General features: G+C 40.8%; 9 protein-coding genes. All 9 read right to left on the minus strand.

All coding sequences use genetic code 11. The features are described from left to right. Window positions 1-206 precede the first annotated feature (206 nt). The 9 genes from glyQ to KZX55_RS02945 all read right to left on the minus strand — a co-directional run bounded on the left by glyQ (window position 207) and on the right by KZX55_RS02945 (window position 15,042). Window positions 207-1,124, minus strand: coding sequence for a glycine--tRNA ligase subunit alpha (gene glyQ, locus KZX55_RS02905; RefSeq protein ID WP_000038747.1), 918 nt, complete (start codon window positions 1,122-1,124; stop codon window positions 207-209). A gap of 498 nt (window positions 1,125-1,622) precedes the next feature. After that, entirely contained in the window at window positions 1,623-6,134 is a 4,512-nt protein-coding gene (locus tag KZX55_RS02910) for a S8 family serine peptidase (RefSeq protein ID WP_248023878.1), read from the minus strand. Between the two features lie 289 nt (window positions 6,135-6,423). Next, entirely contained in the window at window positions 6,424-7,266 is an 843-nt protein-coding gene (locus KZX55_RS02915; protein WP_033584989.1) for an aldo/keto reductase, read from the minus strand. A gap of 81 nt (window positions 7,267-7,347) precedes the next feature. Continuing rightward, window positions 7,348-8,736 carry a peptidoglycan-N-acetylglucosamine deacetylase PgdA gene (gene pgdA / locus KZX55_RS02920; protein ID WP_248023899.1) on the minus strand — a complete coding sequence of 463 codons (1,389 nt, stop codon included), beginning with the start codon at window positions 8,734-8,736 and terminating at the stop codon, window positions 7,348-7,350. A 102-nt stretch (window positions 8,737-8,838) separates the two neighbouring features. Continuing rightward, the gene (ezrA, locus tag KZX55_RS02925; protein ID WP_248023902.1) at window positions 8,839-10,566 is read right to left on the minus strand and encodes a septation ring formation regulator EzrA; all 1,728 of its coding nucleotides are present in this window, start codon (window positions 10,564-10,566) and stop codon (window positions 8,839-8,841) included. Window positions 10,567-10,646: 80 nt separating this feature from the next. Next, window positions 10,647-12,593 carry a DNA topoisomerase (ATP-hydrolyzing) subunit B gene (gene gyrB / locus KZX55_RS02930; RefSeq protein WP_248023905.1) on the minus strand — a complete coding sequence of 649 codons (1,947 nt, stop codon included), beginning with the start codon at window positions 12,591-12,593 and terminating at the stop codon, window positions 10,647-10,649. Between the two features lie 13 nt (window positions 12,594-12,606). Then, complete coding sequence (locus KZX55_RS02935) at window positions 12,607-13,170, minus strand: HAD-IA family hydrolase (protein WP_279586244.1); 564 nt, start codon at window positions 13,168-13,170, stop codon at window positions 12,607-12,609. 83 nt (window positions 13,171-13,253) lie between these two features. Further along, window positions 13,254-13,808 carry a DJ-1 family glyoxalase III gene (locus KZX55_RS02940; protein WP_248023919.1) on the minus strand — a complete coding sequence of 185 codons (555 nt, stop codon included), beginning with the start codon at window positions 13,806-13,808 and terminating at the stop codon, window positions 13,254-13,256. 10 nt (window positions 13,809-13,818) lie between these two features. Next, window positions 13,819-15,042: an FtsW/RodA/SpoVE family cell cycle protein gene (locus KZX55_RS02945; protein ID WP_007517506.1), complete on the minus strand. Its 1,224-nt coding sequence runs from the start codon at window positions 15,040-15,042 to the stop codon at window positions 13,819-13,821.

Here is a 15,042-nt window from a genome sequence, read left to right on the forward strand (position 1 = left end):
GGACGTCGCTAACTAACTTTTGTGAGTCTGTAAGGAAATCTTATACCAAATAAACTAAGATTTCCAACAGTCTCATCAAAGTGGATTTAGCTGACTGATTTTTGAACCCAAGGTTTCAAAAATCCCCACATAACAGTACGGCGGTGCATATCCCTCTAGCAAGTCTTCGACTTGCCTTTAACGATTTTAGAGCACAGTATTACTTACTATTCTGCGTCTTCTGCTAAGAGTTTAGCTCGTGTTGCTTCATCCAAAAGTGGGTAGCCTAGGCGTTTGCGTTCTGCGACAAAGGTTTTGGCTACGACACGGGCCAAGTTACGGATACGAGCGATATAGCCAGCGCGCTCGGTTACGGATACGGCACCACGCGCATCAAGCAGGTTAAAGGTATGTGAACATTTGAGAACATAGTCATAGGCAGGGTGAACCAATCCTTCTTTTAATGCACGACCAGCTTCTTTTTCAAACTTATCAAAGTTTTCAAGCAACATTTCTTGGTCCGAAATTTCAAATGAATATTTTGAATGCTCGTACTCAGGCTGGATGAAAATTTCTCCATATTTTACGCCATCGGCCCACTCGATATCATAGACAGAGTCCACTTCTTGAATGTAAGAAGCCAAACGTTCCAAACCATAGGTAACTTCCGAAGTCACAGGGCCAGTTGCCAATCCACCAACTTGTTGGAAGTAAGTGAACTGAGTGATTTCCATCCCATCAAGCCAGACTTCCCATCCAAGACCAGCTGAACCAGTAGAAGGATTTTCCCAGTTGTCCTCAACGAAACGAATATCGTGTTCCAAAGGGTTGATTCCCAATTTTTCTAAAGACTCAAGGTAAAGTTCTTGGATATTTGATGGAGAAGGCTTCATGACCACTTGGAATTGGTGGTGTTGGTAGAGACGGTTAGGATTTTCTCCATAACGACCGTCAGCAGGACGACGTGATGGTTCTACATAAGCCGCATTCCATGGCTCAGGTCCGATAGCACGAAGGAAAGTGTAAGGGCTCATCGTTCCCGCACCTTTTTCATTATCATAAGCCTGCATAAGCATACAACCTTGGTCATTCCAAAATTGTTGCAAAGTCAAAATAATTTCTTGAAATGTTAATTTCTTAGACATTGTTTACTCCTTAATAAAAAATGATTTTTTGCGACACGAGTCTGCCTTGTCGATTATACGAGGCAAGACGAGTTAGTACTGCGTCTAGCTCAGGCACTCTAGTGCTGAGCGTGGGGCAGTCCGACTGTAAGGAGGTCTCTGCCACTGACGCAGTGGAAAGTCAATTTTTTAGACATTGTTTACTCCTTTTTTATAAATTCTTATGACTTTGGATACAAAAAGAACCGTGTCTTTGCTCCTAAGTCTGTGACCTAGGGGCGTCAGAAACGCGGTTCCACCCTAATTTATTACTTCATTGTTTTTAAAAATACGACAGAAAGCGCCAGTTTCTTACCTTGTTCTACTTGGCTCCCACTACCCCAAGCTCGCTTGAAAAACGCAATAAGACTTTCTTTCCTAGCTAGTATTATAGCAGATTTTCTAGCTAGTGTAAACCAAAAATGAATCTGAAAACAAAGTTCCAGATTCATTTAATAGTAAAGCTTCAGAAACTCCTGTTTAAGGATGTCTTCTTGCTTTTGGTTTTTTGCCATGTAGATTTCTCTTGGCTTGTTTAAATGCTGTAATGGCATCTTTGACATCTTCTTGGCTCACTCCTGGATCATTAAGGAGTTCCTGTGCCTCTTTAAAAGTTAGAAGATAGGCTGCTTTTTCTTTCTTGTCTGCATAGATAAATCTCGCATTCTTTTCTTGGAAAAGGCGTTCATCCTTGACCAGTTTCTTCAGACTAGAGAAGTCAGTAGCTTTGCCATTTAATTTGCTTTTAGCCGTCGCTAGGGCAATGAGAGATTGGTCAATTTGATCCTGTTTGACTTTAGGATCTACAGCTAGTAAGGCGATTTCTTGGAAGGCACGATCATAAGCTCGACGTACTTTTTCCTTGGCATTAGCATATCGTCCAGTTTTAGTCGTTGCGTAGTAAGCTTTCATAGCTTCTTTCAAGGCAGCCACGTTCGAATCTTTTCCATTCAAAGCTTTACCAGCAGCCTCAAGACTAGCGAGAACGCCATCAATCAATTCTTGCTTCAACTTGCTTGACAAGGCTGACTGCGCCACTTGGAAAGCTTGGTCATAAGCTTTTCTCTTATCTGCACTACTATTAAAGTAACGAGACGTTTCTACCAGTTCTTTTTGTTGATTTACCGCAGCAAGCAAGGCCAACTTAGACACAATAGATAGACGCAAAGCATTATTTCGACCCGGCTGAACGAGCAAGGAAACGAGATCTTCAAGGAGTTCATATCCAGTTGGCAAGGTGACTTGTACAGTATAACGACCTGTAGCAACTTTCTTACCAAAGGCGTATTGACCGTATTTTTCAGCAGGAAGAGTGATACTTGTCCCATCTTCTCCTTTCAGAACCACAGTAGTCGTCTTTGGAACTGCTTGATTGAAGGAAACAGACACAGGTGCATATTCTAGGAGATTCGCCAGGAAGGTAATGGTTTGGAAACTATTTTCTTCCGTCAAGTCGAACTCTTGGGACAAGGCACTGATAAATTTCAATTCTGTTCGGTCATAACTGAAAATTTCTGCTGTATAATGACCAAACTGTAAGAAATGAATCGCTTTTGTCTTGTCAACATCAACATATTGCCCCTCGCTATTTTTGATTCGATAGACATAGAGGGTATCAATATCTTGGTTTGTTTTTGCATCCTTCAAGGCAATTTTAACTCGACCACTATTTTGATCGCGGACAAGTTCAGCAAGTGAGATATAGTCTACATTTCCTGCATAGTCCTCAACAAGATAGTAAATATTAGCCTTGTCAACATTCTTAGGAAGTGTATAACTACCGTCAGCATTGGCCTTAATCAGATGGGTGTTCTCAAGCGCACGCGTTCCAAACTGGTCCTTTCCAGTTAGAACCATGGTCCCTTTCTTGTCAAATGGTGTGATATAGAAAACTTTTTCTGAAAGAATACCACCTTGACCAACATCTTTTGGTTTGCGAGCTACGAATTCTTGATTTCCATCTTTAAAGCGAATATAACCACTTGTGATGACAGGTTTTTGAGTATCAATTTGAATTTTAAAGGTCGTGTATTGTTCTTTTGCTCCTGGAACGTCTGGTGTATAACTGATAACATAGTTATATAAACCATCCGCAACAGTATTACCATCAAAATCCTGACCTCTCCAAGCAGTATTATCTAGAATATAACTCTTCAGATTTCTACTGTCTCCATCAAAATAATTCTTACGGAGATCCTTTGCATCGCCCTCCCAAATAGGATGTTCATGCTTGGTATCCGTAGCAGCATAAACTGTAGCCCGAAGATTTACAAGATTTCTCAAAGCAACCGTTTTGTATTCAACCAGGTCTTTGTTTCCATCATCGTTTGGAGAAATGGCAATACGGATATTCCCTTTTTCGTCCAACTGAAGAACATGCTTACCTTCAGCATTTTGTTCGATCCCCAGAACGGTAATTCGGCGGCCTTGGCGTTGACCTTTAGATACTAGAAGGTCATTTTGCAAGGTTGCGAGATAGGTGGCATCATTAGAGTAGTTAACGGCAGGATTTTCCTTGTCTATTTCCGTGTAAAATCCGTTTTTCCCTTCTCGAACAAGGTTGTAAATTGGTTTTTCGACAGCAGGAAGATTTTGGAATTCACCTCGGAAGCCCATAAATGCAAGACTAACAATATCCCCATCATCTGCTGGATCTACAAAGCGAACAAACCCTTCAAGGAAATAGCCATTTGGCATTTGTTTGCTGAGTTCAGTAGCAAATTTTCGAGCATCCACTTTAACAGTGACTGTTTGACTGCTGTGGGCTTTGACCGTTACTTCTGGCCAGACTGTCTCCGTTAGTTTTCGAGGTCGAAGGGTGAATTTTCCATCTTGGACTTCGTCTGTATTGGTATTCACTACCATCTTGAGAGTACGGTCAGTATCTGAAATATTGTGTACAGTGACCTTGAAAGTAAATTGATCTCCAACATTTCCCAAAGTCACGCTTGGATAACCATTTTCACCCGTTACGTAGAGGTCGGTTGAAACTGCAGCAGCAGTATCCACAATACCAGAACCTTGCTGACGAGGAGAGGTATAAGCGCCTGTTTCCTTATTAACATGTGGTTTTGCAGTTGACATGATCAAGGCCTTGACAGTCTCTGATACTTGCTCAGGAGTCAATTCTGGATGGTGTTTTTGAAGGTATTCCTTAACCAGAACTGCAACACCCGTAACGTGAGGAGCCGCCATACTGGTTCCGCTGATACTACCATAGGTATTGTCATTAAAGGATGAGTAGATATTGCCACCAGGAGCTGTCACATCCGGTTTCAATTGTCCATCGGTGGTCACTCCCCAACTTGAAAAGTCAGATAGCTGATTGGCTACATCCGAAGGGCGATTATCCATCTTGTCATTAAAAACAATCTTGTAGTTTCCTGATTTTAAGGCTTCACCATACTGTTTAGAAATAAATACTGAAGGAATTTTCTTTGCTTCATCATCAATAGCCATATTGATGTTTGCACCTTCTACATTATTGTAGATTAAAGCACCAACTGCACCGTGTTTTCGTGCATTTTTGATCTTCTCTGAAAAGTTCATGGCTCCACGCTGAATGAGGGCAAGTTTCCCAGTTAAATCCAACTTCGCAAAGTCTTCTTCACGACCTAACCCTGCTTCGACGTATTCGTACTCTTTTCCTTTTTCAAAGTCCTTATCTGCTTCAGGTTGATTATAATCAAATTTTCCGTTATGAAGGCCGGAATTTCCCTCTAGACCTTTGACTTCAAAAACCGCTGTCGTCAATGTTTTATTGTTGACAGAAGCAACTGAAATCGAATCCTCAACAGTGGATGGATTTCCAACCAAGCCATAGTCTGGGTTTTCAGCTAATGGTTTTGAATAACCATTTCCGAATGTATTGCTATTTCCTGCTGAGATAAGAACAGAAACTCCCTTGGCACGAGCCCGTTTGATGGCATCCACGATATCAGAACCAGCATCGACCATAGAACCAGTGCTAGAGCCTAAACTCATATTAATGGCATCTGCTCCCAAGGCAACTGCGTCATCAATCGCCTTTACATAAAGGGCAGAACTGGTCGTTTTTTGGCGATCTGAAAAGACACGCATAAACATGACTTGGGCTTCTGGCGCCACACCATAGACCTTTTCACCATTTGGTGCTTCTTTATCAGGGTTTCCAGCAGCAATCCCTGTTACGTGCATCCCATGAGAAGTTCTTTCTGCTTCTTTGATCTTATCCGTTCCGTCAAAGTAGTCATAGGCATAGACAACCTTATCGCTATACCATTTACCGTAATCGATTCCAGCAGCCTTTTTAGCTGCTTCGATGGCTTCCTTGTTTTTAAATTTTGCTTTTGACGGATCCGAAATTCGAAGAACCTCATGATTCAAATCAAGCCCTGAGTCAATAATGGCAACAACGGTCCCTGTCCCCTTGTAACCAGCCTTCCAAGTTTTCGGTACTGTGATGATATCATTACTTGAAATACTATTGGGTTTTGCAGACTCAGCTTTTTCTTGTTCTTTTTCAGTACTTGCTGTTTCTCCAGTAGTTTTAGGGGCTGTCGTTGCTTGAGCCTCTTTGTTCTCTATGTTAGAAGCCTTCTCAGTAGCAGGCGCTGGACTGGTAGCTACTGTTGTTTCTTTTTGAACGACACCTTGATTTTCTTCATTTGCAACTGTGCTATCTTTTCCTGATTCTTGGGGTTCAGCAGTTTTATCAACCGAAGTTTCTACCTTAGCATCTTGTTTACTAGCATCCTCTTTAGAAGTTTCAGCTTCTTGTTTCTCTCCAACTACTGGAGCTATCACATTAGTATTGGTTTGGTCAGTTGAAGAGTTTGAGTGCTTATCGTCTTTTAGCTCTGTCTTGATTGCCTGAGTTTGGGCTTGATTTTCACCTGTACTCTGCTCATTGGCATTAACTTGACTTGCTCCAAAAACCAAAGCAGTTCCCAATAAAACTGAAGCAAGACCAAATTTGTATTTCCGTAATGAAAAACGTTGTCGTCTATCCATAAATAATCTCCTTTTTCTTTAAAGTATACCCATTATAACGCAAATAATCAAAAATTTTCATAAAAATCTGAATTGTCACAAAAATGTAATATTTGCGTATGTAATGTTCTTATTTAGTTTTATCGTTCGTGTTATTTGTTCTATCAAAGCAACATTTTCTAAACTTGTTCATTTATTTCAATTTATAAAACTATTTTATTATACAAATAATTTAGATTTTTTATACACAAAAAGACTAGGATTTAAAATTCCTAGTCTTTGTTATTTCGGTATAAACAGATTTCACAAACTAAAAATCCATCTCATCCACACGAGGTGCGCCCGAAGTCACTGAAATTGTCTTTAAGACTTCTCGCTCGTCTTTGCTGAGTTCAATTTCAAAACAGTCAAGATTGCTCTGGATGCGAGAGGCTGTCACTGACTTAGGTAGGGGTAAAAATCCTTCTGCCAAGCTCCAAGCCAAGGCAATTTGAGCAACTGATTTCCCATGCTTAGCAGCAATTTCTTGGACTTCTGTCTTGTCAAACAACTCCCCTTGCCCAAATGGTCCCCATGCCTCTAAGAGGATTCCTTTCTCTTTACAGTAGTCAACCACTTCCTCCTGATAAACTCCTGGTGCCAAGCGTACCTGATTGACCGCTGGGATGATTCTTGCTGTCTCAAGTAAGTCATCCAAATGATGGGGAAGGAAATTACTAACGCCGATAGCACGAATTTTACCTTCTTGGTACAGGTCCTCCATCGCTCTCCAGACATCGGCATTGCGAGTTTTCCATTCGTCATTTTCTCTTAAAGGTTTTGGATTTGGCCAATGGATAAGGTACAAATCTAGATAATCCAATCCCAGTTTTTCCATTGATTCTTCAAATGCTTGGCGAGTTTCTTCATAGCTGTGATTGGTATTCCAGAGTTTGGTCGTTACAAAGATTTCTTGTCGTGGAATACCGCTATCTCGAATAGCACGACCAACACTTTCCTCATTTTTATAGATAGCTGCAGTATCGATATGACGATAACCAGCCTTTAAGGCTTCTAAAACGGCTTGATAGGCTACCTCTCCATTTTCAGCTTTCCATGTTCCAAATCCTAGTACAGGAATGGAAACTCCATTATTAAGGGTGTAAGATTTCATCGTTTTTCCTTTCTATGTGAAGAAAATCTAAAGAAACAAAATCCTGATTATCAGAACACTTGCTCCTTTAGATTTTAACAATTATTGATCACGATCGTAATAGATCTCGTGAGCCTTCAAGCGAGAATTGAGCAATTCAGGAACAGTCACAAATGTATACCCTTCACCCTTTAAATACTCAATGACACTTGGTAGAGAATTAACAGAAGGACCATGGATATCATGCATGAGAATGATAGAACCATTACGAACTTGGTGTTGAATTTCTGTCAAAATAGCAGCTTCATTCTTACTCTTCCAGTCTAAACTATCCACATCCCACATGATAAAACTCAAGTCAAGACTATTTCGAATATCATCAGTGATGGCACCATAAGGTGGGCGCATCAGTTTAGAGCTTGATCCTAAAACTTGAGTCAACAAATCTTCTGTATCAGTGATTTGCTTTTTAGCATCTTCGAGGGATAATTTAGAAAGGATAGGGTGATCCCAGCTATGATTTCCCACAACATGACCTTCCGATTTCATTCGTTTCAGAAGATCTTCATTTCCTGCTATGTTTTTTCCAAGTACAAAGAAGGTTGCTTTTACACCGTACTTAGCCAGGGTATCCAAGGCTTGTGGAGTTGTAGTAGGATTTGGACCATCATCAAAGGTCAAGGCTACAACCTTTTTATTTTTCTTGGCAAAGTAAGCTTGATAAAGCTCAGCATCCTTTTCTAATAGATAAGAGGACTCAATGACATCAAAGAAACTGGATATTGGTAAAGCAATTTCTTCAACAGTCTCTTCAGAATTAGCAGGATAAAGGATAATTTGACTATCCTTATAATCAAAACTCCAAGATGCCAAATCCTGATCTGTGAAGTTTTTTACAACCTGATCAATTTTTATCTGGTCAAGTTTCTTATCTTCTAGAGTTGATTTGATTTGACTTAGTAAGAGTTCCTTAGCCTTGCTTGCATCTTTAAAAAGTTTACTAAGGTCAAAATCTTTCCCATCTTCAGTCAAGAAAATTTTTCCTAAAGAAGTCTTTTCTTTTTCTTCAACCTTTGATGCAGATAAATCGTAGACTTGCTTGCCAATATTACGAGCAACAACTCCCTTTAAGACAGGATCCAGCTGCTCAGTATAATAAAAGACCAGATCCTCTTTATCTTCTAGATTTTCTTTGATGTCTTGGTTGATTTTTTCTCTAATAGACGCAATAACTTCCTCTCCTTGCAGAGGGTAGTAGGCAATCACCTCCGCTTGCCCTTTTCGGAAATGGTCCCTCTGACTACCTGAGTTGAATTGCTGATCCTTTTCGCTTTTTAGCGCTTCAATTTTTTGTTCATAAGATTGCTTTTGTAGAACCTTGTAGCCAATGGCACTTCCCAAAAGAATCATAGCGATTCCTAAGATCCCAACAAAGGAAAGCAATAACCTTCTCTTTTTATCGTGAGAAACACGGTTCATATTTTTCTTCATATTTCCATCATATCAAATCAAAGCTATTATTTCAATGATAAACAGGTAATCTAGCTCCATTTCAAAAAATAAAAAAAGCTTAGAGTTCTCTAAGCTTCTATTTTAAAAGCGAATCACTTCACGTGTTTTTTCATATGAAGTCACAAAACGATTTGTAACTCCTGGTTCTGCAACTTCCAATGCTTGAGAAATCTTCTCAAATGATGCCCGATAGTCAAACTCTTTCTCAAAAATTTCAAGTGCTTCGTTGAAAGCCTCTTGGATGCGTTCATCAAATGAACGGTAGCGATTTGAGTATTGGAGAAGTTGCTCAGTCAAGGTTGCATATTGAACAATATCGTATGTTTCTGTCTCAAGTACTGCCATATCATTCGTTGCAATTTCAAGAATTCGCTTAACAGATTCAATATTAACCTGCGGTTGTTCTAGCTCCGCCATCAAATCTTCAGTGTTATGACTTGCAGTAAAGAAGAGTTTCAAGAAACTTTGAGGGATTCCTGGTAAGTTTCGCTTTTCCATGTAACGTTTGATGGTGTGCAAACGATTCACATAGACATTTGCTTTTTGGCGAGCATTGAGGTCGTCTTTTTCAATTTGCGCAAGTCGTTCGCTCACAGAAATTTGCTCATCTTCAATATCTTTGAGATTGCTTTGAAGCATTTCCAACTGTTCTTCAAGAACAGAATAGGCTTGAGCAGATTCTCTTTGATCCTCTGTTACTTCTAAAATAGCAGTATCAAGTGCAGCTAATTCTTCTTGAAGTCGGCGAACATGATTTCCATCACTTTCTGGAAGAAGATAAGTTTTATTCAGGCGTTCAAGATCTTGAACAAGCACCTGGTTATTTTCTTTCAAGTGGTTGAGATAGGTTGGAAGTGTTGAGAGGAGATTCTCAACGACTTTTTGAGCCTCAATTTCACGAGTGAAAATATCATAAAGTGCGTTGATTTCTTCTTGAATGCGATTATTTTCATACTCTGCATTGTCCAACTCCAACTGACGAATGTTTTCTTGATTATTCTTCAAAGATTCATGCAAAAGTTGGAAACGTGACTCAATATCTGTTTCAGTAAAGTGGTAGTTGGCATCCAACAACTTGCGATAGCCTTCTTCCAAATCTGCTAATTGATCTGGTAATTCCTTTGTCAAGGTTTCAACAAGAGCTGGAATCCGATCAACAATATGCGTTAGAGCAAGAATATGATTTTCAGTATCATCTAAGATTGCTGCAGCTTCAACTGGGTCACCTGATGAGTTAAGGGTAACGAATTGAGAGAATTCCGATTGGATGTTTTCCAATTGTTTCTCAATCTCAGGAAGAGCTTTCCCATATTTCTCTGAATCTTCTGCAACGGTATGTTGAAGGGTTTCAAACAAGTCCAAAGCATGTAGGACACGACCACTATTCTTAGATTCTTGCTTTTCAAGTTCGGAAAGGGCATTGCGAATAGCTGCAATATCCTCTTCAATCAAACTAATCTGGCTTTCAATTTGATCAATCTTGTGAGCTGCTTTAAAGAAACGGAAAGAATTATTGTAGTTTTCAGCTTCAAAGAGGTGATTTTCGATGTCTGCAAATGAGTTCAGAGATAAATCAACCCATTTTTGATTCCATTCACGAAAGGTTACCTGACTTTGACCAATCAAGTGCATGTTTTTAACGGCTTCAACCTCATCATTTACAGGAAGGTTGTAGAGTTCTTCTTTTCTTTCTTCAAGCGCCGTTAATCTGCTTACATTACGCTTACGTAGAAAAATGGCTGTTACATAAGCTAAAATCAAAATGACCGCAATCGCAACCATTAGATAAATTAGTTGTCCATTAGACATATCAAACTCCTTTTATACTAGAAACAATCGTAATGATTATATCATATTTTTTAAACCAAGGGAACTATTTCCCACATTTTTTAGACGTCAAGTGTACTGTAAACAGCGTTTTCTTCGATAAATTCGCGACGAGGTTCTACCCGATCGCCCATCAACATATCAAAGATTCTATCTGCTTCAGCAGCATCATCTACTGAAACACGCGCCATCAAGCGATGTTCAGGGTCCATGGTTGTTTCCCACAATTGGTGGTCATCCATTTCTCCCAACCCCTTATAACGTTGGATGGTTGGCTTTGAGCGTCCTTCACTATGACGTGCTAAGGCTTCTTGGAGTTTAATTTCTTGATCTGTACCTGGCTGGATGTATTCTTTGATCTCACTTCCAACTTTAACCCCATAAATCGGTGGTTGGGCAATATAAACATAACCAGCTTCTAGGATTGGTTTCATGTAGCGGTAAATCAAGGTTAGCAAGAGAGTTCGAATGTGGGCTCCATCAACATCGGCATCGGTCATCAAAACGAGTTTTTGGTAACGAGCCTTAGTAACATCGAATTCTGCGCCAAATCCTGTTCCCATGGCTGTGAAGAGACTCCGAATTTCTTCGTTAGCAAGAATTTTATCCATGCTAGCCTTTTCAACGTTCAAGATCTTACCACGAATTGGAAGGATAGCCTGGAACTCACGGTTACGACCAGATTTGGCTGATCCACCAGCTGAGTCTCCTTCGACGATGAAGAGTTCGGTTTCAGCTGGGTTGTTTGAAGAACAGTCTGCTAGTTTTCCTGGAAGATTGGAAATTTCCAAACCAGATTTTTTACGAGTGACTTCACGTGCACGCTTGGCAGCCACACGAGCTTTGGCAGCCAAAATTCCTTTTTCCACGATGCGTTTGGCAATCTGTGGATTTTCCATGAGAAAATCAGAGAAGGCATCGCTGAAAAGGCGATTGGTGATCTTAACCACTTCACTATTGCCCAGTTTGGTCTTGGTTTGTCCTTCAAACTGTGGATTTGGATGCTTAACTGAGATAACTGCAGTCAAGCCTTCACGGACATCTTCCCCCGTTAGGTTGTCTTCATTGTCTTTTAGCAGCTTATTTTTGCGGGCATAATCATTGATAACACGCGTCAGTGCTGTACGGAAACCTTGCTCATGCGTTCCGCCTTCATGGGTGTGAATGTTATTGGCGAAACTCATGACGTTTTCGTGGTAACCGGTTGTGTACTGCATGGCTACTTCAACTGTGATATCATCCATCTCACCGTCTGTGTAGATTGGTGTGTCAAAGATAACATCCTTGTTCTCGTTGATATATTCAACGTAACTAGCAATCCCACCTTCATAGTGGTAATGCTTGCTTTGTTCAAGACCTTCACGCTTATCTGTGATGGAGATTCGAAGCCCTCGGTTCAAAAAGGCTAGTTCTTGAATACGTTTATTTAATTTTTCAAAGTCAAAAATTGTTGTTTCTGTAAAAATCTCTGGATCTGGTGTGAAGTGAACTGTTGTTCCGGTTCTATCCGTATCTCCAACCACTTCAAGATCAGCAACGACATTCCCACGGTGGTATTCTTGATAATAAATTTTTCCGTTTTTATGAACCCGAACATCTAGTTGAGTTGAGAGGGCATTTACTACTGATGAACCCACACCGTGCAATCCACCTGATACCTTGTATCCGCCACCGCCGAATTTTCCTCCAGCGTGAAGAACAGTAAAGACGGTCTCAACGGCAGGACGTCCTGTCTTTTCCTGAATGTCAACAGGAATACCACGTCCATCATCCACAACGGTGATGGAATTATCTGGTTCAATAAGGACTTGGATATGACTGGCAAATCCTGCCAGGGCTTCATCAATTGAATTATCAACGATTTCCCAGACTAGATGGTGAAGGCCTTCTTTTGAAGTCGACCCAATATACATACCTGGACGCATACGAACGGCCTCCAACCCCTCCAAAACTTGAATTTGGCTGGCATCATAATCCTGTGCCTGTTGATTTTTGATTTCTTCTGTCATTTTTTCCCTTTTCTTACATGTCTATTGCTTGTCTCAGTGTCACAACGTTTTTAAAAAGATAGGCATCTAAGCCGGCAGCTTTCCCTGCTTCTACATCAATATTCCTGTCTCCAATGACCAAACCGGATGAGATATGATATTTATCACGTAAATAAATCATGGACTCAGGATCTGGTTTTCGTTTGAAACCGGAACTGGCAGTCACGACTTCTGTGAAATAGTCAGCTATCTGAGTCTTTGCAAGAAGTTCTAGAACTTGGTCATTTCGATGAGAAACTAAGAAATGACGGCCACCCTTGTCAGAAATGTCTTTGAGTAGTTCTGGAATCCCTTCAAACAAAACTGGATACTCTAGCTCACGCGCTTCATTATCTTTGTAGTTTTCTAAAAAATTCTCGATGTCTGGGGCAAACTTCTCAATGGCAAAAGCTGTCGAAACCTTTAAGGCTTCGTAAACACGGTCGTGTTCTTGCTCTATTCCGTATTGGGCTAAGGTCTCTACAAAGGCTGCTGTAGAAGTCTCATAATTATCCAATAGGGTACCACCTAAATCCCATATATAGTCGTGATATTTCATACCCTTCATTATACCATTTTTTTATGAAAAAAGCGATGATTTCCTAGATTTTTCCAAGCAAAAACGAGAGCCGAACTCTCGTCTTACTGTTGATTTCCAAAGACATCTCGATAGAGCATGCCCACTCGTAAACTTTCGGCATCTCCTCCCAACTGCTCTACCAACTCATAGGCAAAGGCAAGGGCAGTTGACGGTCCTCGGCTGGTTGTTAGATTGCCATCAACAACCACTGTTTGCTTTTGATAAATTCCATCAGTAATTTGCTCCTGAACTCCGTCATAACAAGTAAAGTGCTTGTCTTTCAGGACACCTGCTTGATGGAGGGCGATTGGAGCTGCACAGATGGCTGCAATTTTCTTTCCTGCTTGATCAAAGGCTTTAATCTGTGAAATGAGGGCTTGATTGTCTCGTAGGTGAGCTGAGCCTGGCATGCCCCCTGGAAGAACGACCAAGTCATAGTCGGACAAATCGCCATCAAAGATATGGTCGGCTTTTACCTGAATGCCATGTGACCCTGTCACCTGCTCTTCAAATCCTACCATATCACAAGAAATGTTTGCTCGACGCAAGACATCGACTACTGTCAAGGCTTCGATTTCTTCAAAACCCTGGGCTAAAATAACTGCTACTTTTGCCATAGTGGCCTCCTTATTTGATTTGTTTTAGGACGACTTTCTTTCGTTTGAATGGAACTTTTCCACTTTTCTCCTCCGCTAGGTTTGTCTGGTAACTCATAGACAAAAGGAGACCAACACCAATGAGGTTACTAATAATTGCGGAGCCCCCTTGAGAAATGAAAGGCAGAGGAATCCCTGTCAAAGGAAGCAAGCCTGTCACGGCACCGATATTTTCAAAGATATGGAAGAGCAACATCATGATAAAACCAGTCGAAATGTAGGTGTAGAACTGGTTATTTGACCTGAGAGTAATCTTCAACATCCGATAGATGAGAAGTAAGTACAAGGCAACGACAAAAACCGAACCAATGAAGCCAAAATCCTCAGCAATCACCGTGAAAATCATATCACTCTCACGTACTGGAATGAGGAGATTGGACACATTGAAACCTTGCCCAAACAAGCCACCACTTCCAATCGCAATTTGTCCCTGCGCCTGTTGGTAAGTCGTTGTTTGCGCGAAGTCAAAGGGATTGAGCCAAGCCAAGATGCGGTTGATCTGGTAGGTTGGCATTCCAATCTGATGCAAGAAGGCACGTCCATCCTTGCTTATAAAGATGGCCATAAAACCTGCAACTGCAGTCACTCCTGTCGCAAAAACAGGAATGATAATCTTCCACGAAACACCTGAAAGGAGAACCATGCCTGCAAAAATAGCTACAAAGACCAAGGCAGTCCCTAAGTCACTTTGTAGGGCTAAGAGGATCAAGACTGGGATGGTAAAGGCAATCATCCAACCAATCAATAGGAAATCCAAGGGAATAGTCCGTCGCCATTCCTTGTGTTTTTGCGTGAATTGTACGATGACTCGAGCCAACATCAAGATATAGGAAATCTTCATGAACTCCGATGGCTGGAAAAGTGTCGTTCCACCAATTGATACCCAGTTTTTGGCACCTGTAGAAGCTACCAAACTCGGATTGTAGAAAACAAGAGGTAGGACCATCAAAGCTAGCCCTAGACCATAAAGATAGGGAGTCACCTTCCATAAAAACTCCGTATTGAAGAACATGACCACAAAACCAATGACAAGGCCCAAGGAAATCCAAGCGATTTGCTGGCCTAGTATTGGTAACACATTATTTGGATAGTCATGACTAACTGCTATATAAATGGCTACTACTCCAATCACCAGTAAACAAAACACTGGCAGGAGAAGGCTATAATCGACTCGAGAGTCGAAGGAACGTTTCAT

The sequence above is a fragment of the Streptococcus halitosis genome (assembly GCF_023147855.1).
GTDB lineage: Bacteria > Bacillota > Bacilli > Lactobacillales > Streptococcaceae > Streptococcus > Streptococcus halitosis_B.

Bases quoted from the DNA above. Each gene is read 5' to 3' on its own strand.
- gyrB (WP_248023905.1), bottom strand. From the start codon at position 12,593: ATGACAGAAGAAATCAAAAATCAACAGGCACAGGATTATGATGCCAGC.
- ezrA (WP_248023902.1), bottom strand. From the start codon at position 10,566: ATGTCTAATGGACAACTAATTTATCTAATGGTTGCGATTGCGGTCATT.
- pgdA (WP_248023899.1), bottom strand. From the start codon at position 8,736: ATGAAGAAAAATATGAACCGTGTTTCTCACGATAAAAAGAGAAGGTTA.
- glyQ (WP_000038747.1), bottom strand. From the start codon at position 1,124: ATGTCTAAGAAATTAACATTTCAAGAAATTATTTTGACTTTGCAACAA.
- KZX55_RS02940 (WP_248023919.1), bottom strand. From the start codon at position 13,808: ATGGCAAAAGTAGCAGTTATTTTAGCCCAGGGTTTTGAAGAAATCGAA.
- KZX55_RS02945 (WP_007517506.1), bottom strand. From the start codon at position 15,042: ATGAAACGTTCCTTCGACTCTCGAGTCGATTATAGCCTTCTCCTGCCA.
- KZX55_RS02915 (WP_033584989.1), bottom strand. From the start codon at position 7,266: ATGAAATCTTACACCCTTAATAATGGAGTTTCCATTCCTGTACTAGGA.
- KZX55_RS02935 (WP_279586244.1), bottom strand. From the start codon at position 13,170: ATGAAATATCACGACTATATATGGGATTTAGGTGGTACCCTATTGGAT.
- KZX55_RS02910 (WP_248023878.1), bottom strand. From the start codon at position 6,134: ATGGATAGACGACAACGTTTTTCATTACGGAAATACAAATTTGGTCTT.